We start from the raw sequence: 21030 nt of genomic DNA on the forward strand, positions 1-21030 counted from the left end.
AATGGGTTATTATTCAAAAAGTCCTGAAGAATGGAAAAAATTAGATGAGGAAAAAGCAAAAAAAGATAAATTGCGTCAAATTCAAAAAAGAAGACAAAAAATAAACAATATGCTTATTATCTTTATTTCAATACTCGCAATAGCTTTTATATTCATTTCAAAAAAATATTTTCCTCGATATAATTTCGGATTTTATGTTTTAGTTGACAAAATTTCTTATTCAATATTTTCCTCAGACAAATACACATACCCTGATCCTTTAACAGTCTCTGTTTCTATGAACAATAGTACTACCTCACCAATAGATGTAAAAATAGATTCATTTAAGTTTATAATCTACAAAATAACAGGAGATTCAAGCGAAACATTCTATAAATTCGAATATCCAAAAATAATAAAATATCAATTATCGCCATATGAAACAAAAAAAATATTTGATCTAATGAATATAAACCCTCTTTCAAAAATTCCTGACGGTAAATACATAATATATTCCACATTTAATTCAAATGGAAAAGAAATAAAATTGCACAAAGAAATAGATTATATACATACAGTTAGATATAATGTCTATCTAAAAAAAGGCTTCTTCCTTGAAAATGAGTATCCTCAACTCATCATAGAGGCAAGAAACTATTCTGAAGAAACCAGACAATTTGAATTTAAAGGAACAATTCAAATATATACCAAAAAAAAGAAATTAATAAAAGAAATTCCTGTAGATTTTGGTTATTTAACATTAAAATCTCTTGAGAAAAAAGTAAATGATTTTAATATACCAAGAATAGAAAAGGGAACATATGATCTATATTTCGTTTCAAAACAATTTAATCAGGCTGTATATATTCCATTCCCAATTACAGATAAAATTGAAACAAAATTAAAAAACATAAGTCTGTCAATGGATACTTATCTCTTTTATCCAGTAAATGAAAAATTTCAGGGAATATTTTATATCAATAACAAAGACCTCAAAAAAGAAAGATTTATTGAAATTACGGGATATTCGTTAAGACTCATTAATCTTGATAAAAACACAGTTGTATTCAACTATGAAAATTCCGACAAAAGGAGAATATACATAAATTCTGGTGGAAAGGCTATAGTATATTACCTCTCACCTTACGATCGTCCTGTAACTTTATCAATTCCAGGAAAATATCAATTAATTTATACTGTAAAAACAAATGAAAGTGTAATCGAAAGAAAAGTAACTGTATATGTTGGAATTAATCAAAATAAATAATTAAATTACATGGAATAAACTATTAATATGGGGGATGGTAAAATGCATTTAAAAAAAGAACGTTATTTTTTAGGAATTGGTATAATCCTTATGTTTATCAATGAATTAAATACCATAGGAATTATCCTTCAATTCATCGGTATTTATTTACTTAGCGAAAAAACAAATAACAAAAAAACATTTTATTATTTTGTAATATCACTATTTTTATTTTATTCTCTAATTAGTTTCTTTGTTCCACAAAGCATAATTATGATTTTCAAAAATTATCCAGGTCTTGCTAACAATTTTGATTCTCTATTCACCCTAAAATACTCTTTACTTGAAAGCATAAGAAATTATTTCTTTGTCATTTCTTTATCCTTTTTTATTTATCTAATCTCTTTAATATTAGAAAGAATAGCCTATAAAAATTTATATGATATAACTTTATCAAAAGAACTTTCCATAGCAATAAAATTAATATCAGTAGAAGCTGTCGTACTTACCTTTTCTTATCTATTATTGGCAAAATTTGTAATAGACGATGTAATTATTCTAAATTTATTAATTATATTATTTGTCTTAAACCTAACCTTAATTTTCCTAATAAAATTATTTGAAATTATTGGGTTTATAAACATTGAACAGTAAAAAATCCAGCCAGAAAATTGGCTGGATTTTTTATTAAGAATCTGGACATGCTGTATTTTTAGAAAAATTTGAAACATATTGTAATATAATAAAGGGCTTTTTACTACTATAGATTTTTGTAATTCAAATAATAAAAAACTTAATTCCTTAAAATTATTATATAAAAAATGACCGGAATATCTGTGGAACTTCTGGAAAATTAGTAATTTAACAAAAACTTGACAATAATTAGAAAAAGAGTTATAATATTAGTAGAAACTACGGGGATGGAGATGTTAATTATGGTAAAAAGAATTAACAAAAAATCAATAGATTTTCTAAAATCGAGAGACCTTTTGATGGTCTCTTTATTTTTTTACATTTTATTAATATATCAGGTGATAAATTAATATATTCAAATTTTTAAAAGAGGTGAGTAAATGAGATTAAAATTAGTTTTTAATTTAAAAGAAAATGCTTTCCCAAAAGATTATAGAAGAGTATTTATGAGTTTTATAAAAAAATCTCTACAAAGTTATGATGAAATGTTATATACAAAATACTATAAAAATCAAGATCCTATATTAAAAGATTATACATTTTCTGTTTATTTTGGAAAATGCAAATTTCTGGATTTTATCGAATTAGAAAATACAAACTTATCCCTTTTCTTTTCTACACCTTCATATACAACTGGAGCATATTTTTATAATGCTTTTATGAATATGAAATTTGAAGCTTTCCCTATAAAAGGAAATTCTTTAAAACTAACAAAAATTATAAAAATACCTGAAAAAGTGATACATAAAAATGAAGTCATAGTAAAAACATTATCTCCTATTTTAATTAGAGAACATACAAAAGAAACTGATAAATTTTATTATTTTGATGAAGATAAGGCTATTGATATTCTAAAAGAAAATATAAAATATCAATATACTAAACTATTTGATTACAAGATATCAGATTTTACAATAAAACCTCTAGACATTAAAAAAACTACAGTTTTGAATTATAATAAAAAAATAAAATCGAACCTAGGAATTTTTAAAATCAGTGGAGACACAAAATTATTAGGGTTCTTATACAAATCTGGTATTGGCAGTAAAAGAAGTTCTGGTTTTGGAATGGTAGAAATAATTTAGGGGTGATATATATGGAAGAAATAAAAAATAATTTTCTAATTTTTAGAACATCAGACTGGTTATATAACGCTGGTCTTGTTGGTTTAATAGAAATTTTAGGTCATGATAATGTTAGATATAGAACCAATGAAGAAAATGAGGATCTTGACTTTGATGAAGTTAAAATTTCAATAAATGCTTTTGAAAATTTTGAAGAAAAATTTTTTAATTATTTTATAGAAACATATACTAATTTACCATGGCATCAATTGGTTTCATATAAAGAAGCTGTTGAAACATTAAATGAAAAAAATGAATACAATATAAAAGATTTAGAATTATTAAATAAGATGATTGACTATTTCAAAAATAATCTTAAGAAAAACAGTTTTAAAAGCGTTTATCCACTAATTGAAGAAAAAGAAAATATAAAATTGGATATATTAAATGAAATAAAAAAGCTTAAAAAAATTAAAAAAGTTGAAAAAATAGAAGATATTAAAAATAACTTATTGATACTTGAAAATCTAATAAACTTTTTAAATCTAAAATCTTCAAAAAAATATATTGTTGCACAAAATATAAGATATTCTAATCTAATAAGAAATGCCTGGGATGGTGTAAGCTTTTTAAATCGCCAAACAAAAGAAAAAGACGTATATATAGATTATAAAAAGCATTTTATAGATACATTTTTTAATTACATAAATATAGATGATGAAGAATTTAAAAAATATAAATATAAATGCTTCTCCTGTAATAGACCTATAAAAAGTCTTGAATATAATATGTCCTTTTTGAAGAATATAGGATTTGATGATGCAAGAAAACCTTCAAATGTATGGAATTTTGTTAATGATACATACATATGTCCAATCTGTAGATTAGTCTATTCATGTGTTCCTGCAGGATTTACATATGTATATGATAAAGGAATATTTATTAATCTAAATCATTCAATAGAAGAATTAGTAAGAATTAATAAAAAGATAAAAATGCAAGTCCTTAATGATCCACACAATAATTTAAACAATAGTTATTCCGAATTATTAAAGTCAATCTATGAAAATAAAAACAAAACTGCTTCGTATGAATATTCAGACATTCAAATAGTTAAATTAAAAAATGAAAAATACGAATTTAATATTCTATCGAAAAAAATTTTATCAGTTTTAAAAAATTCAGAAGAAGAATTGGATTTTCTAATTGCTCAGTTTTATTTTCCTTCCAATAATAAAAATTGGAATGAGAAAATATCCATATATGAAGAAGTTATATATAGAATATCAAATAATATCAGTTTGTATTCTTTGATAAACACTCTTTTAAGATTAAAAATCTCAAACGTAAACAACGGCTATTTTAACACTTTTACAATTAAACAATTAATAAAAATAAATTTAAATTATTTGAAAGAGGTGAAAAATATGGAATTTCCTGAAAATTTAGTTGGTAATGCAAATTATCAAGGTTACTTGTTAAAAAAAGAATATAACAGAAAAAATAGCGAACATAAACTTGGAGGTATCTCTTATAAATTATTAAATGCACTAAAAGTAAATAACAAAGATGGTTTTATGGATGTAATTTTAAATTGTTACTTATATGTAGATAAACCTGTTCCTAAAGTAATTATAGAAGCTTTAGAAAATGACGAAGTTTTCAAAACTGCAGGATATTCATTTGTAGCAGGATTAATAGGAGAATCAAATACGAAAGGAGAGGAATAATATGGAAAGAAAAGGATTAACTTTAACAATAGTTTTCGAAGCAGAAAGTGCAAATTATGGTGAAGGAATTGGAAATGTAACCTCATTAAAAAAACTATCTCGTGAAAATGGAATGTATACATATATTTCAAGACAGGCATTAAGATATAATATTGTAGAACAATTAGAAGAAGATTTGGCCCCAGTTGTTGCAGAAGGTAGCGGGGATAAGAAGGTAATTCAATTTCATCCTGATGCAACAATAGAAAAATATCCAGAAATAGATTTCTTTGGCTATATGAAAACAGAAAAGGGGAAAGGCAGTTTAACAAGAGATGCAAAGGTGAGATTATCCAATGCAATAGCATTAGAAGAATTTTATGGAGATCTTGATTTCTTAACAAACAAAGGATTAGCTGATAGATTAAATGAAAACATGAATATTGCTCAGTCAGAAATTCACAGAGCATATTATAGATATACTATAAATATTGATCTTGACGAGATAGGAATCGATCTTAATGATGAAATTAATTTACCTAATGAAGAAAAAGCAAGAAGAATTGAGAAATTATTGGATACAATAGCCTTTTTATATAGAGACATAAAAGGTAGAAGAGAAGATTTAAAACCTCTCTTTGCTATTGGTGGAGTATATAATATAAAAAATCCATTCTTTCAAAATTTGGTAGAGGTAAAAAACAACAAAATTAAGGTTGAACCTTTAGTTTCAATGCTTGAATATCCAGAAATAAAAGAAAACACATTATGTGGTGTAATCAATGGAAAATTTGATAATGAAAATGAAATAAAAGAAAAATTAAATGCCATTTCTATTCCTGAGTTATTCAAAACTCTAAAAGAAAGGGTTAGAAAATATTATGAAAGCAATTAAAATAAAAATAGAACAGGAAACAGCAAATTATAAAATTCCAACAAGTTTTGGATTGAGGGAGACATATCCTCTCCCTCCTTATTCAACAGTAATTGGAATGATTCATAAATTATGTGATTTTAAAGATTATAAAGAAATGAAATTAAGTATTGCAGGTAAATATAATTCTAAAACAAATGATTTATACACAAGATATGAATTCAAACCTGGTATGAAATTTGAAAAAGGACGACATCAACTAAAAATTGAAGAATATAATTACGGAATAACCAGAGGTATAGCAACAACAGAACTATTAGTGAATGTAGAATTATTAATACATATAGTTCCCAAAGATGAATCATTACTGGAAATAATTGAAAATGCTCTAAAATATCCACGAGAATATCCTTCACTCGGAAGGAGGGAAGATCTTGCAATAATAAGAGATGTAAAAATTATAGATTTTCATAAAAAAATTCTCGAAAAAAGCATAAGAAGTAATTATTCATATTATATACCTGAAGAATATATAAATACAATAAAATCTATCAATAAAGTATCTGGTATAAAATTCACAGGAACAAAATATACATTAAATAAAGATTATACACTGCAAAGTATTGGTAGTGGAAAAAACACTAAAATTTTTAGAAAATGGAATAAAATAAAAGTATTATACAATTCTAATATAAGCATTCTTAGAAACCATGAAGCATATATAGACGAAGATAATGATGTTTTATTTTTAGCTTAGGAGAGAAAATATGAAATTTCTTGCTAAATCTAACCCCGAAGAAACTATTCAAGAACATACTGATAACTTACTTTTTCAATTAAAACATTTAAAAAATATTTATAAACAAATCCCTATTAATTGGGATTTGCTTGAATATGTCTGTTTATATCATGACCTTGGAAAAATAAATGAAAATTTTCAGAATAAATTAAGATACCACAAAAGATATAATAAAGAAATTCCACATGCGCTATTAAGCCTTTTATTTATAGATCCTGATGAATTGTCAGAAAAATTTAGTGATGAAGAGATACAAATATTATATCAAGCAGTTGCATATCATCATGAAAGGAATTATGCAGATTACTCAAATGAAATCATTGAAAATCAATATGAGAGTTTAAAAAAACAACTTAAAAATTTCAAATATGAAAAAATCCCTAATTTACATCTAGTTGATTACATTGACGATTATTATTTTCAGCTAGGAGATAGAACTTATAAAGAAAATAGTAACTTTAAAAAATATGTTTTAATAAAAGGTTTGCTAAATAAATTGGATTACGCAGCAAGCGCTCACATTGATGTTGAATTGAAAAACGATTTTCTTATTGAAAACCTGGAAAAGATTGGATACCAATGGAATGAGCTTCAAAAGTTTATGATAAAAAATAGAGAAAAAAATGTTATAGCAATAGCTCAAACAGGAATGGGAAAAACAGAAGCTGGTTTATTATGGATAGGAAATAACAAAGGTTTTTATACTTTACCTTTAAAAATAGCGATAAATGCTATTTATGACAGAATAATAAAAAAAATATTAAAAAAAGAATATATTGAAAAAGTTGGGATTTTACACTCTGATACATATTCAGAATATTTAAAAAGAGAAGAAATACTTGAAGAGCTTGATTTGAATTATTATTACACCGCTACAAAGCAAATGTCTCTTGCTTTAACAATTACTACTCTTGATCAACTACTAGATATAGTATATTTATACAGAGGATTTGAAGCTAAACTAGCCACGTTATCATATTCAAAAATTGTATTTGATGAAGTTCAAATGTATTCAGCAGATTTGTTATCATATTTACTTCTTGGAATAAAACTAATAACCGATTTTGACGGAAAATTCTCAATACTTACAGCAACCTTACCAACATTTTTGATTGATTTTATGAAAAAAATGAAAATAAATTTCATAATACCTGAAAAACCTTTCATTAATGATAGAATTAGACACAGTGTAAAAGTAATAGATGAAGAAATAAACAGTGATTTCATATATAACATATACAATAAAAATCAAAAAGAAAGAATTCTTGTAATATGTAATACTGTAAAAAAAGTGCAGGAAATCTATAATAATTTAAAAGATTACGGAATAAATGAAATAAATTTACTTCATTCAAAATTTATAAAAAAAGACAGATTGAAAAAAGAAAAAGAAATAATTGAATTTGGAAATAATTATGCATCCAACGGAATATGGATAAGCACTCAAATAGTAGAAGCTTCTTTAGACGTGGATTTCGACATACTCATTACAGAACTATCTGATTTAAATAGTTTTTTTCAGCGTTTGGGGCGCGTATATAGACATCGTGATTGGGAAAAAGATGGTTATAATACTTATCTCTTTTTAGGTGGAGAAAAAAATAAAATCTCAGGTTTAAAAAGTTTTATTGATAAAGATATATTTAAATTATCAAAAGAAAAACTTAAAAATGTAGATGGTGTATTAACCGAAAAAGATAAAATTGAATTAATCAATTCAACATATACAGTAGAAAATTTAAAAGATACAGAATATTATAAAACCTTAGAAAAAATGATAGAGTATGTAAAAAGCTTCAATCCATATGAAGCTGAAAAAAAAGATATAAACAAAATATTCAGAAATATAGAAAATGTTATTGTGATACCAGAACCTGTATATCTCGAAAATAAAAATATAATAGAAACTCTTATATCAAAATATAATGATGTTAATTTAACTAAAAAAGAAAAATACAATGTAAAAATAAAAATAATGGAATATACATCCTCAATTTGGTTTAGAGAACTTAAAAAAATCGACGAATTAAAACTAAATAAATATGAAAAAATATATATTCACAAATGTGAGTATTCACCTGAAGTTGGAATTTATTATGAAAAAAGTGAAGAAATTGATGATGAAAATCAATTCTTTTGAGGCGATATTATGAAAAATATTTCCGGAATAGAATTTTATTATTATTTCATATGTAAGAGAAAACTCTGGTTTTATTCACATAAAATTCTGATGGAAGAAGAAAATGAGGATGTTCAAATTGGAAAAATTATTGAAGAAAATTATTATAAAAACAATACAAAAAACATTATGATTAACGATGAAATAAATATAGACCTTATAAAAAATAAAAAAATTCTTCACGAAATAAAAAAATCTCAAACATTTGAAGAAGCTTCAATATGGCAATTAAAATATTATATTTATTACTTAAGAAATTATGATATTGATATTTCAGAAGGAATTATAGATTATCCAAAACTTAGAAAAAGAATCAAAGTCAAGTTTTCAGAAGAAGATAAAACAAAAATAGAAGAAATAATAAAAAATATAATTCAAATAAAAGAAACGGATAAAATTCCTGACGTCGTCAATAAAAAATACTGTAAAAAATGTGCATATTATGAATTGTGTTATATTTAAGGTGATATAATGAAAAAATCCATATATATTTTCTCAAATGGAGAATTAAAAAGAAAAGATAATAGTTTAATTTTTATTACTAAAGAAAATAAATCATATATTCCTATAGAAAAAACATCTGAAATATATGTTTTTGGTGAATTAAATATCAACAGCAAATTATTAAATTTTTTATCTCAAAAAAATATTATTATGCATTTTTATAATTACTATGGATTTTATTCAGGAAGTTACTATCCAAAAGAGAAACAGGTATCAGGCTTTTTATTAATAAAACAGGTAGAACATTATTTAAATACTCAAAAAAGAGTTGAAATTGCCTCTGAATTAATCACTTCAGCAAGTTATAACATATATAGAAATCTAAGATATTACAATGAAAGAAATAAAAATTTAATTGAAGAAATTAAAAAAATAGAATCCTTAAGAAAAGAAATAAAAAAACAAACATCAATAAATTCATTAATGGGAATAGAAGGAAATATAAGAGAACATTATTATTCTTCATGGAAAAAAATAATTAATTATGAATTTACCAAAAGAGTAAAAAGACCACCTGATAATATTGTAAATACACTAATATCATTTATAAATTCACTTATATATACCACTACATTATCTGAAATTTACAGAACATATTTAAATCCAACAATTTCATATTTACATGAACCAGGAGAACGTAGATTTTCTCTAAGTTTAGACCTTTCAGAAATCTTTAAACCTATTCTTGTAGATAGAATGATATTTTCATTATTAAATAAAAAAATAATTTCTGAAAAAGATTTCAGTAAAGAATTAAATAATCTGTATTTAAAAAAAGTGGGATGAAAAAAATTCTTCAAAAATACGATGAAAGGCTTAAAGAAACTATATATCATAAAACACTAAAAAAGAAAGTATCTTATCGGTATTTAATACGATTAGAAGCATATAAATTGGTAAAGCATTTATTAGGGGAAAAAGTTTATGAAGGTTTTAAACTATGGTGGTGATAAGATTGTATATTATTTTAGTATATGATATTAAATTCGATGAAGAAGGAAAAGGGCAAAAAATATTACCTAAAGTTTTTAAAATATGCAAGAAATATCTTTATCATATTCAAAATTCTGTTTTTGAAGGAGAGCTAACAAAAGCGGAAATTCTAAAATTAAAATCGGAACTAGAAAAAGTAATAAGAAAAGACGAAGATTCTATAATAATTTTCAAAAGTCGGCATGAACGTTGGCTTGAAAAAGATTTTTGGGGATTGAAAGAAGATAAAACATCAAACTTTTTGTGATTGTCGATGTTCAATATTGTAAAAATTATAAGGCAACGACAGGAATTGTAAGTCACTATTATAAATTATTCTAAAAACATATTACTTTATATAAAGAAATTTTTTCTTACTCTTTGATATTGCGACAATAAAAATATACTAAATTCTCTTATAAAACTCATTACAAATGGCGGTGTCTTTAATAATCCATATTGGAATGTAAATACTGGCATGTGGCATTGGCGCTTGATGTTAAAACTTAAGTCTTTAATAATCCATATTGGAATGTAAATGAGTTTGAGATTGGTAAAGAAGTTGATTTACTTACTGTCTTTAATAATCCATATTGGAATGTAAATTTATTATACACTGCAATGACACCTAACGCAATAATAGTCTTTAATAATCCATATTGGAATGTAAATCGCAGATGCTTATCAACACGCACGCGTCTTGTTTTTTGTCTTTAATAATCCATATTGGAATGTAAATTTTCTGAACGCTGAGAATCGCTTAAAAATCCTCCGATGTCTTTAATAATCCATATTGGAATGTGAATTAGTGCAAATATTTTGAAACTGAGGTTTTCGTTAAAAAAGTTCTGGAAAATTATGATATAATAAATAAAGAGAATTTTATTGTAAAAACTAATGCTCTATTTGGAAAAATTAAAACTGTGTTTATTGAAAAAGAAAAACGACTTGATAAAATTATGAAGAAAGAGGTTTTATTATGGAAAAGGAAATAGATGCTTTAACATATGCATATAGATATAATTCAGCAATAACAGATTATGAAGATGATCCATATTATGCTGAAGATGCAGCATATTTTCGTGAAATGGCAATGAGAAAATTGAAGAAAGTAACTAATCCTCGTATAAAAAAAGAGGCTACCAAAATAATTGAAGAAACAGATCAAATTCTAAAAAAAGAACGTAAAAATATAATTAGAATACTATCAGGTCTTTCTGATATAGACAAAAAAGAACTAAAATATTTAGAAAGAATATAACCTGTAAACTATATTCATACCTATTATTTTCATTACTATATAGAATTGATTGCAAATGAAATTAAATAGGATGGTGATAAAAATCAAAAAAATAAAATTATATGATTATGAAGAATATAAGGAAAATGCTTTTAGAAAAAATCCAAGGTTAAAAGAAGCTTATGATAGTCTTGAAGAGAAGTATAAAGCAATAAGTCAAGAGATAATTAATAATATGAATTTGGTTAAAAAGGATAAAGATATTTAAATGCGCAACAACTTGTTTCGCAATTTTCAATTTTGTTAATTACCAAATTAGGGCAACAAGCTGTTGCCCTGTTTATTAAAATCTTCCTCTTCCACCATGACCTCTACCTCTTGGTGCTGGTTTTGCATATGCTCCAGGTTGTGCTGGATATTGTGTCTGTGATGCATATCCTGTTCCTCTTGCTGAACCTCTAAAACCGTTTAATAATATTTCTTCTCCGTCTATTTTTGTTTCTGCTGGTCTAAAGATTTTTTCTCCATTTATTTCCACCGACCATCCTGTTACTTCCATTGTTTGTCCTATTTCTAAACTTCCAACAAAATATGCATTTGCATGTAATTCTATTTCTTCTCCTGCTTCTGTTTTAACTTTTATTTCCAATAATCCTGGATAATCCTCATTTTCTTCTATTGATTCAATTACTCCAGTTACTGTTATCATATTTTCTTCAGTAAATAAATATCCACCTGGTACTCCTTGATAATTTTGATACATTGGTACTGTTCCTGACGTTTCCTGATATACCCTTGGTGCATTTGCATTAAATGCAAAAATTGAACCTGTCATCAATCCACCTACTAATAATGCTGTTAATAATTTCTTCATAATAACACCTCCATAGTAATTTTGTTTTTTTATTTTTTGTTTTCCTTCCTGTCTTTCGATACTTATATATTAACCTTTAAAACTTAAAGAAAACTTAGTTTTCACTTAGAAATTCCTTAAAATTTTTACTCATTAAGAAAAAATTGGTTTTTTGGTTATAACTTATAATAATTCCGTTTAATTAAAAGTCATTATTAATAATAGCATTTTTTAATATCAAAAAAATATGTTATATTGTAAATAATGAAAAATTTCACGGAAGGAGGGTATCACATGAATAAATTAGCATTTGTAAGATTTGAATTATTACAATTTGATAGTGGGAGAAGTGTGTCTACTTCATGTGATAACCTCGCTCAAATAAAGGTCGATTGTTGTTGAATATAGACATAAAATTTGGGCTATGGTTATCACACCATAGCCCATTTTTTATATTTATCTACATAAAGGGCTATGGTGTATTTATACCATAGCCCTTTTTTATAAATTTTTCACAAAATTTAAGGAGGGGATTTTTATGAAAAAGTATAAGCATGATTTTTTGCTGAAAAACAAAAAAACATCATATTATGAAGGTTTTGACGTTATGGACAAGTTAAAAGATATTCTAATTGAACTAAAACGCTCACAGATTTAGGAGGTTATATCATGAAAAGTATTTTAAAATATGTTTCTCAACAGAAAAGATTTATTATTATTGCATCTTTATGCCTAATTGGCGGAGTATCAGCAGAGCTGATACTCCCATACCTGAATAAAATTGTTATAGATGACATTATCGTTGGTGGGAAAAGAAACTTATTATTTCCTGTTTTATCCGGTATATTTTTTATAACTATCTTCAGAGCATTAATGGGGTATTCTCAGGAATTTTTATTTGATTTTACTGGTTCTCAGATAAGCAAAAATATCAAAAACGACCTTTTTAAACATATTCAAAAGTTACCTTTTACCTATTTTGATAAAACTAACACTGGAGAATTAATGTCCAGAATAGGAGAAGATGTAGATAATATCTGGAATGCTCTTGGTTTTGGAATAAGTATTGCTGTTGAGTTTGCATTATATTTTATTCTTGGAAGTCTTGTTTTATTTTATTTAAACTGGAAACTCGCTTTAATTAGTTTAATTTCAGCTCCTGCTATTGCATATCTTGCAACTAAATTAGAAAATGAAATAGGAAAAGCATTTGATAAGATAAGCGATCAGGCTGCTGTGATAAATACCACAGCTCAGGAAAATATTTCTGGCGTTCGTCTTGTTAAAGCCTTTGCAAGAGAAAAATATGAAATCATGAAATTTTTAAAATTAAATAACGAAAACTATGAATTAAATCTTGAAAAATCTCGAATATGGGGCAAATATTTTCCCACAATTGAATTTCTTGGCAATGGCGCTTTAATACTAGTTGTAACTGTAGGTGGAGCTTTAGTAATAAAAGGAAATATATCTATTGGTACTCTTGTTGCTTTCAACGGTTATATGTGGATGATTGTATGGCCAATGCGACTAATAGGATGGCTTTCCAATATTTTTTCTCAAGCAAATGCTTCAGCTAAAAAAATAGAAAAAATTTTAAAGGAAGATACGGAAGATTTTAAAGGAATAAAGATTGAAAAATTAAATGGTGAGATTGAATTTAAAAATGTAAGTTTTAAATATGATAATGAATACATATTAAAAAATATAAATTTTAAGATTAAACCTGGAAAAACACTTGCAATAATGGGTCCAACTGGATGTGGAAAAAGTACATTAATAAGTTTATTATCCAGATTTTATGAAATCGATGAAGGTGAAATTTTAATTGACGGAATAAATATAAAAGATTTTTCTTTAAACACACTTAGAAAAAATATAAGCTATGTTTTCCAGGATACTTTTCTATTTTCAGATACAGTAAAAGAAAACATAAAATATGGAAATGACAATATTGATGATAAAGAAATAATAAGCGCCTGTAAAGAAGCACAGGCTTATGATTTTATTATGAAATTACCAGAAAAATTTGACACAATTATTGGAGAAAGAGGGCTGGGATTATCGGGAGGCCAGAAACAAAGATTAACAATTGCAAGAGCGCTTATAAAAAAAGCTCCTATAATAATTTTTGATGATGCAACTTCAGCTCTTGATATGGATACAGAATATGAATTATTAAAAAGTATATATTCAAAAGAACTACAAAACACAAAAATTATTATTGCTCATAGAATCTCTGCTGTAAAAAATGCCGATGAAATAATCTATCTTGATAATGGCGAAATCATCGAAAGAGGAACACATGATGAATTATTAAATATGAAAGGAAGATATTATGAAATTTATGCTGAGCAATTTAAGGACTTTGAGGATTTAATTGAAGATGAGGTGGTATAAATGAATTTAAAATTTGAAAAAACAAAAACTATTTTAAGAATATTTTCATACTTAAAACCGTTCTTTAAACAAACAATTATGGTTATTTTTCTTATGATTATAGTAATGGGTATTAATTTAATAAATCCCTATTTCTTTAAAATAGCTATAGATAAATACATTGCAAATAATAATCTCAACGGTTTAATAATAGTTGGAGTAGCTGTAATGTTTTTAAACCTGCTCTCACTTTTTATTTCAAGAATGCGCATTATATTAATGGGTAAAATTACAAATAAAATCGTTGTGAATATTAGACATGAATTATACGAACACATACAAAAACTTTCATTTTCCTTTTTTGATACTAAACCTGTAGGAAAAATTTTAGCACGTGTTGTGAATGATGTAAATTCACTTCAACAACTATTTTCTAATAGTATAACAAGTTTAGTACCTGAATTTTTAACTCTTGTTTTTGTAGCAATAATAATGTTTTCGATGAACTTTAAGCTAGCCCTTGCATCAATGATAATATTGCCATTTCTGCTTTTTGGTTTATTTCTAATTGAAAACATTAGTAGAAAACGATGGATGAATTATAGAAAAAACCGTTCTGAATTAAATGCTTTTACACATGAAGACATATCAGGAATTAGAATTATTAAATCGTTTACTGCTGAAAATAAAACAAATAAAAAATTCAGATTTTTAACTCAAAAAATGATGAATTCATTTGTTAATGCTGTAAAAATAAATGATTGGTTCTGGGCAATGGTTTTGGTTTCCTGGGGAATTGGAAGTGTTGTTGTATTTTATTTAAGTACCAAAATGATAGATTTAAATGAAATAACCGTTGGAACTGTTGTAGCTTTTATTGGTTATATAGGTATGTTCTGGAGACCTATTATGAATTTAAGTAATTTTTATAACTCGCTTGTTACCAATATTTCAGCAGCAGAAAGAATATTTGAGATACTGGATACTAAACCACTTATTGTTAATTCAAAAAATGCCAGAATTATGCCTGAAATAAAGGGAAAAGTTGAATTTAAAAATGTATATTTTTCATACGATAAAGAAATTATATTAAAAGACATGTCTTTTAAAGTAAATGCAGGAGAAACTATAGCTCTAGTCGGACCAACCGGCGCAGGAAAAACAACTGTAATTAATTTAATTAGCAGATTTTACGATCCCCAAAAAGGTAAAATATTAATTGATGGAATAGATATTAAAAACGTGGATCTTGAATCTTTACGCTCTCAAATGGGAATTATGCTGCAGGATACATTTCTATTTTCAGATACTATAAAAGAAAATATTAGATATGGAAAATTGGATGCCACAGATGAAGAAATTATCAATGTTGCTAAAGCTGTTCATGCTCACGAATTTATTATGAAATTAGAAAAAGGTTATGATACAAAAGTTAACGAAAGAGGTGTGAGATTATCAATTGGAGAAAGACAATTAATCTCTTTTGCAAGAGCCTTACTCGCAAATCCAAAAATCTTAATTTTAGACGAAGCGACATCAAATATTGATACACACACAGAAAAATTAGTACAAGATGGGATTAAAAAATTATTAAAAGGTAGAACATCATTTGTTATTGCTCATAGACTATCCACAATCAGAAATGCCGATAGAATATTTTATATTGATAATGGAAAAATCATTGAATCCGGGAATCATGATGAACTAATGTCTAAAAAAGGATTTTATTACAATTTATATCTTTCACAATTTAAGTTTCTTGAAATAGGTGCATAAACAAAAGTGGAACCTTAAAAATTAGAATATATTGTGATAATAAATGAGTTTATACTATAATTTAAGCCAGCCAGGATCAATCCTGGCTGGCTTTTTTATTAAGAATACGCTGTTAAATCAAGAAGCCCATGACCGGACAATGTAAATACAATAACCTTCTCTTCTTTATTTTCTTTTGCTTCAATTGCTTCCTTAATTGCACCAGCAATTGCATGGGAAGATTCAGGAGCTGGAACAATACCTTCTAATTTCGCAAACAATTTTGCAGCTTCAAAAGTTTCATCCTGTGAAAAAGCTACAGCATCTAAAAGCCCTTCGTGTTTTAACCTTGCAATAATTGGTGCAGAACCGTGATAACGTAATCCACCTGCATGAATCTTAGGAGGAATAAATTCTTTTCCCAGTGTATACATTTTCATTAAAGGAGTTAAACCTGCAGTATCGCCATTATCGTATCTATACTCACCTTCAGTTAAAGAAGGACAGGACTTCGGCTCACATGCAAGAAATTTAATATTATCATTAGAAAGTTTTTCTGGAACAAACGGCAAAATTGTTCCACCAAGATTGGAACCTCCACCGTGACATCCTATAACAACATCAGCACTTTCATTAATCTTTTCAAGCTGTTTCTTAATTTCAAGTCCTATTATACTCTGATGCAATAAAACATGATTTAAAACACTGCCGAGAGCATATTTTGCATTCTTTTTGGTAAATACAACTTCCAATGCTTCACTAATTGCTATTCCTAAACTACCTGGATTATCTTCATCCATTGAAATCATCTTTTTACCAAATTCAGTATCTAAACTTGGACTTGGAGTAACCTTACCATTAAAAAGATTAATAAGATGTTTCCTCATTGGCTTTTGTTCAAAACTTGTCTTAACCATATATACCTCTATGTTCAATCCAAATTTTAGACCTGCATAAGATAAAGCGCTTCCCCATTGTCCAGCACCTGTTTCAGTGACAAGAGTATCAACACCAGAAATTCTATTATAATATGCCTGAGGAATAGAAGTATTAGTCTTATGACTGCCGGTTGGAGAAACACCTTCATATTTATAATAAATCCTTGCAGGTGTTTCAAGGTATTCTTCAAGATTAGTTGCTCTAATAAGTGGTGTTGGCCTGAAAATTGCATATTCCTCTAAAACTTCATCAGGAATCTTTATATATCTCTCCTTTGTAACTTCCTGCTCTACAATTGGTTTTGGAAAAATTGCCTCTAATTCTTCTGGTTTCATTATTTCCTTAGTTTGTGGATTTAAAGGTGGATCAAGTTCAAATGGCAAATCAGCTAATGCATTATACCAGTATTTTGGCATCTCCTCAACAGACAAATAAACTCTTTCTCTTTTACCCATAAAATCAACCCCTTTCTTTCAAATTTGTAATTTAAAATAAAAAAACCGGATATCCAATTTGGATATCCGGTGACTGCCTACATTAATTAATAATCACTCGCTTTAATGCCTCATTTTTCCGAAGCATGACAAAGCAGTAGACACCCACCGGGCGTCCACCACCAATTTACGCTATTAAAATTTGTATTCACAACTATATTTCTATTATAATAATTTCCCATACACAAAACCTCTTTATAATAATTTTCGTATATTATACTACAAAAATTTCAAAAAGTAAAGTCTTCCACCAAAAATAATGTATAATATATTATATTAAATATAAAAACTCATGAAAGGAGAAAAATGGAAAATGAAAATAAATACAGAAATAATAGATACATATTTAATGGAAAAAAATTTAAAAAAACTCTCAAACAATAAAATCTTTTCTCTTATTGAGAATGGAAAAATTTTATTTGAAGCACCTCCAGAGGAATCTTATCAAAAAATTAAAAACACTTATAATTTATTCAAAAATATCATTTTTTCATTTAAACCTTGTAATTATAATATATGGAAAAATATATTTGAAATATCTGATAATACAGATAATAGCTTCATTATTTTCCCAATCATTGGCGCTCCATCCCCTTACGAAGCAATGATAAGATATGATGAAAATGGAAATACTTTGATGATTTTCGATATATATTTACTTGAAAAAAATATTGACAATCCTCCAAAGTTAAAAGAAAATATATCCTTATTAATCACTCATGAATTAGCTCATTACTACATTCATCAAAGATTTCAATATCCACAAAAAATCGAAAATCAATTAAAATATTTATTTTTTGACGAGGGATTTGCACATTTTTTATCCTATTCAAATAACATAGAACAAATTAATTGGAACGAAAAAAAATATATTAAAAAAAGAGAATATTCATATGAAATGTTAAAAGAAAAATTGAAAAATAAATTAGATAAAAATCTTTTAATAAAGGGAATTACAGCAAATAATTATTGGGATAAATATATTGCAATATCAGGAATGTTCGCCATTATAGATTTCTGGCATTCAAACAATAAAAAACTTGATTCATTAAAATTATTATATAAAAAAGGACCAGAATATCTATGGAATTTCTGGGAAATCAATTATTTAACAAAAACTTGATAAAAAAACAGCGACGTTTTAATAAACGTCGCTGTTTTTTATGGCAGCCCCACGGCTATTCGTACCTTTCCATACAAGTATGGATTATAAAAGTTCTTTATTTATAATTCGTATATATCCATCACTTGCCACCTCTATTCTTTCAATTAACAAATCATATAATTCTTTCAATGTATCCTCATCATCACTTAAAATCATTTCTGTTAAATTGTTCCAACGATGTTCTAATTCTTCTTCAGTAATTTCAAAATATTCATTTTGCATTAATCTTTCTAATTCCAGTTTAAGTCTTTTAATTTCTTTTTCTATATTTTCTGCTTCTTCTGTTAAACTTTCAACCATCACTCCTTTTTTAATTGCATCTATAATATTTTTTCTTTGTTCATATTTTTCATTCAACATATTTTCAACATATTTTATCTTTTTATTTTTAGACTGCTTTTTGGTTTGATATAGGTAATTAAATGTATTTGCAATTTCACGAAAATCAGGTTTATTATCAATCAATAAATGTTTTAAATGGAGAAATACATGTTTTTCAATTTTATTTTTCGATATACCAACATAATGATCACCTTTCCTGCTTTTCCAGTTAGAGCATACATACATACTCTTTTTCCCGCCGTTTCCAACAAGAGGAGCTCCGCATTCAGCACAATATATTTTTCCTCGTAATAAATAATTTCTGATCATAGAAATTCTTACAGGAGTTCTAAATTGACTTTTTGACTTTTCCCATAACTCATCATCAATAATAGGTGGAATTACATTTTCTATAATTAAAGGCTTGGTATTTTTAGCATGATGATTTTTTTTAGTTCCTCTTCCATATTCATAAATTCCAATATATTTTTTATTTCTAAGAATATCATATATTGTTGTTTTGGCCCACGTTTTTCCTTTCCTAGTTAGAATATTTTTGTTATTTAAATAATCTGCGATTGCTGCTAATCCTTTACCATCAGCATGCAACTCAAAAATTTTTCTTATTACTTTTGCTTCTTCTTCAACTATTTCTAACTTCTTTCTTATTCTTTCTTCGTTATCTTTCACTTCTACAGTTTTATAACCATATGGTGGAATTCCCCCCATCCAATAGCCGCGCTTAGCAGTATCTCTCATTCTTCTTTTTGTTCTATCAGCGATTATTTCTCTTTCTAATTTCCCGAAACCTAACATAATCCAACGTTGAAATCTTCCAGAGGGAGTTGTTACGTCAGCAGGTTCTAAAACAGACATAACAAATATCCCAGCATCTTCAAGTTGTTTAATCAATAAAGTAGCCTCAATGTCCTCTCTTGCGAACCTATCTATCTTTTCCACAAGAATAAGATCATATTTTCCAGCAAAAGCATTTTCTATCATAATATCAAAATTAGGTCTGGACATTTTACCTCCAGACTCCTTATCCCAAAACTCTTCAACTATTTTTATATCATTAAATTTAGCAAAATTTCTTATAGTATCTAATTGTCCATCAATACTTGTTTTTGATTGTTCGGTAGTAGATACTCTTGCATAAGCTGCAGCCTTTTTCATAGTTCCTCACTTCCCTCCTTACTAACCTTTTGTAGCGAAAGTAAAAACTTATAAAAATTATAAAGCTCTTCCTGAGTTAACTTTCTCTCATCCCAAAACATAAATCCAAATTCCTTCAAAAGATCCAAATCTTCTTCAGAAACAAGCACACGAACTATAATCATTTGCATCACCTCAAACACATTTTAATATTTTCTTACTGAAGTGATGCAAACTTATAAATATATTATGATTAAACATTATAGATTAATATCAACATATATTATACTACATTTTTGTTATTTCGGAAAATAAAAAAAATCGTTCCACGAAGGAACGATTTTCATTATATAAACATTTTTTCTTTGAAATACAGTTTATCGACTGATGACAACAAACTATTATCGATATAATCAGGATGATCAGAAAAAAACTTATAAGATATTTTCTTTATATTTTCACCAATATCAGATAACCATTTGAATTTAGATTTTACAAATTTTTCACCATCAAAATAGCCTTCCGCAAATCTATAATTGTTATTGACATGAGACAAATAAAGGTCAAATAAAATATAACCTTTATATTTTCTTGTTTTTAATTTTTTTTCAATTTTATCAAGTTCCTCGAAAGGATTAATATATGAAATTGATAAAACTAAATATTCATATTTTTCATTTTTAATTTTTTTTATTTTAAACGATTCCATA

Annotated in this window: 19 protein-coding genes, 1 pseudogene and 1 CRISPR repeat array; of the genes and pseudogenes, 15 read left to right on the forward strand and 5 right to left on the reverse strand. The window is 26.3% G+C overall.

The window, feature by feature from the left end:
* Position 1 precedes the first annotated feature (1 nt).
* From LN42_RS01635 to LN42_RS01690, 12 genes and pseudogenes are all read left to right on the forward strand, one after another.
* The gene (locus LN42_RS01635) at positions 2–1246 is read left to right on the forward strand and encodes a hypothetical protein (RefSeq protein ID WP_075780182.1); all 1245 of its coding nucleotides are present in this window, start codon (positions 2–4) and stop codon (positions 1244–1246) included.
* A gap of 42 nt (positions 1247–1288) precedes the next feature.
* Positions 1289–1879 (forward strand): hypothetical protein, encoded by a 591-nt coding sequence (locus LN42_RS01640; RefSeq protein ID WP_075780183.1) that lies wholly within the window; start codon positions 1289–1291, stop codon positions 1877–1879.
* Positions 1880–2298: 419 nt separating this feature from the next.
* Positions 2299–3003: a CRISPR-associated endoribonuclease Cas6 gene (gene cas6 / locus LN42_RS01645; protein ID WP_075780184.1), complete on the forward strand. Its 705-nt coding sequence runs from the start codon at positions 2299–2301 to the stop codon at positions 3001–3003.
* Positions 3004–3014: 11 nt separating this feature from the next.
* Entirely contained in the window at positions 3015–4712 is a 1698-nt protein-coding gene (gene cas8a1, locus LN42_RS01650; RefSeq protein WP_075780185.1) for a type I-B CRISPR-associated protein Cas8b1/Cst1, read from the forward strand.
* Between the two features lies 1 nt (position 4713).
* Complete coding sequence (gene cas7i / locus LN42_RS01655; protein WP_075780186.1) at positions 4714–5586, forward strand: type I-B CRISPR-associated protein Cas7/Cst2/DevR; 873 nt, start codon at positions 4714–4716, stop codon at positions 5584–5586.
* The gene (cas5b, locus tag LN42_RS01660) at positions 5573–6322 is read left to right on the forward strand and encodes a type I-B CRISPR-associated protein Cas5b (RefSeq protein WP_075780187.1); all 750 of its coding nucleotides are present in this window, start codon (positions 5573–5575) and stop codon (positions 6320–6322) included. Before cas7i ends, cas5b begins: the two co-directional genes overlap by 14 nt.
* 10 nt (positions 6323–6332) lie before the next feature.
* Positions 6333–8504, forward strand: coding sequence for a CRISPR-associated helicase/endonuclease Cas3 (locus tag LN42_RS01665; protein ID WP_075780188.1), 2172 nt, complete (start codon positions 6333–6335; stop codon positions 8502–8504).
* Positions 8505–8513: 9 nt separating this feature from the next.
* On the forward strand, positions 8514–9005 hold the full coding sequence (gene cas4, locus LN42_RS01670) for a CRISPR-associated protein Cas4 (RefSeq protein ID WP_075780189.1): 492 nt from the start codon (positions 8514–8516) through the stop codon (positions 9003–9005).
* Between the two features lie 9 nt (positions 9006–9014).
* A pseudogene (gene cas1b, locus LN42_RS01675) lies at positions 9015–9997 on the forward strand (type I-B CRISPR-associated endonuclease Cas1b).
* A 5-nt stretch (positions 9998–10002) separates the two neighbouring features.
* Positions 10003–10287 (forward strand): CRISPR-associated endonuclease Cas2, encoded by a 285-nt coding sequence (gene cas2, locus LN42_RS01680; protein ID WP_075780190.1) that lies wholly within the window; start codon positions 10003–10005, stop codon positions 10285–10287.
* Between the two features lie 174 nt (positions 10288–10461).
* Positions 10462–10825: a CRISPR direct-repeat array (repeat unit 30 nt; unit sequence GTCTTTAATAATCCATATTGGAATGTAAAT).
* 173 nt (positions 10826–10998) lie between these two features.
* Positions 10999–11280, forward strand: a complete 282-nt coding sequence (locus LN42_RS01685) for a hypothetical protein (protein WP_075780191.1) — start codon at positions 10999–11001, stop codon at positions 11278–11280.
* 55 nt (positions 11281–11335) lie between these two features.
* Positions 11336–11527 (forward strand): hypothetical protein, encoded by a 192-nt coding sequence (locus tag LN42_RS01690; RefSeq protein ID WP_075780192.1) that lies wholly within the window; start codon positions 11336–11338, stop codon positions 11525–11527.
* Positions 11528–11602: 75 nt separating this feature from the next.
* On the opposite strand, the gene LN42_RS01695 is transcribed toward LN42_RS01690, so the two are convergent.
* The gene (locus LN42_RS01695; protein ID WP_075780193.1) at positions 11603–12133 is read right to left on the reverse strand and encodes a hypothetical protein; all 531 of its coding nucleotides are present in this window, start codon (positions 12131–12133) and stop codon (positions 11603–11605) included.
* Positions 12134–12781: 648 nt separating this feature from the next.
* On the opposite strand from LN42_RS01695, the gene LN42_RS01700 reads away from it, so the two are divergent.
* The gene (locus tag LN42_RS01700) at positions 12782–14512 is read left to right on the forward strand and encodes an ABC transporter ATP-binding protein (RefSeq protein WP_075780194.1); all 1731 of its coding nucleotides are present in this window, start codon (positions 12782–12784) and stop codon (positions 14510–14512) included.
* On the forward strand, positions 14513–16267 hold the full coding sequence (locus LN42_RS01705) for an ABC transporter ATP-binding protein (RefSeq protein ID WP_014295811.1): 1755 nt from the start codon (positions 14513–14515) through the stop codon (positions 16265–16267).
* Between the two features lie 98 nt (positions 16268–16365).
* Here the strand turns inward: LN42_RS01705 and LN42_RS01710 are convergent, their stop codons facing one another.
* On the reverse strand, positions 16366–17640 hold the full coding sequence (locus LN42_RS01710; protein WP_075780195.1) for a TrpB-like pyridoxal phosphate-dependent enzyme: 1275 nt from the start codon (positions 17638–17640) through the stop codon (positions 16366–16368).
* 352 nt (positions 17641–17992) lie between these two features.
* On the opposite strand from LN42_RS01710, the gene LN42_RS01715 reads away from it, so the two are divergent.
* Positions 17993–18802 carry a hypothetical protein gene (locus LN42_RS01715; RefSeq protein WP_075780196.1) on the forward strand — a complete coding sequence of 270 codons (810 nt, stop codon included), beginning with the start codon at positions 17993–17995 and terminating at the stop codon, positions 18800–18802.
* An 84-nt stretch (positions 18803–18886) separates the two neighbouring features.
* Here LN42_RS01715 and LN42_RS01720 read toward each other — a convergent pair whose 3' ends face one another.
* From LN42_RS01720 to LN42_RS01725, 3 genes are all read right to left on the reverse strand, one after another.
* On the reverse strand, positions 18887–20341 hold the full coding sequence (locus LN42_RS01720; protein WP_075780197.1) for a recombinase family protein: 1455 nt from the start codon (positions 20339–20341) through the stop codon (positions 18887–18889).
* Positions 20338–20505, reverse strand: coding sequence for a hypothetical protein (locus tag LN42_RS10905; RefSeq protein WP_156865366.1), 168 nt, complete (start codon positions 20503–20505; stop codon positions 20338–20340). Before LN42_RS10905 ends, LN42_RS01720 begins: the two co-directional genes overlap by 4 nt.
* A gap of 161 nt (positions 20506–20666) precedes the next feature.
* Positions 20667–21029, reverse strand: coding sequence for a type II toxin-antitoxin system RnlB family antitoxin (locus LN42_RS01725; RefSeq protein WP_075780198.1), 363 nt, complete (start codon positions 21027–21029; stop codon positions 20667–20669).
* Between the last annotated feature and the right edge of the window lies 1 nt (position 21030).

It is taken from the genome of Marinitoga sp. 1137 (genome assembly GCF_001941525.1).
In the GTDB taxonomy this organism is placed as follows: domain Bacteria; phylum Thermotogota; class Thermotogae; order Petrotogales; family Petrotogaceae; genus Marinitoga; species Marinitoga piezophila.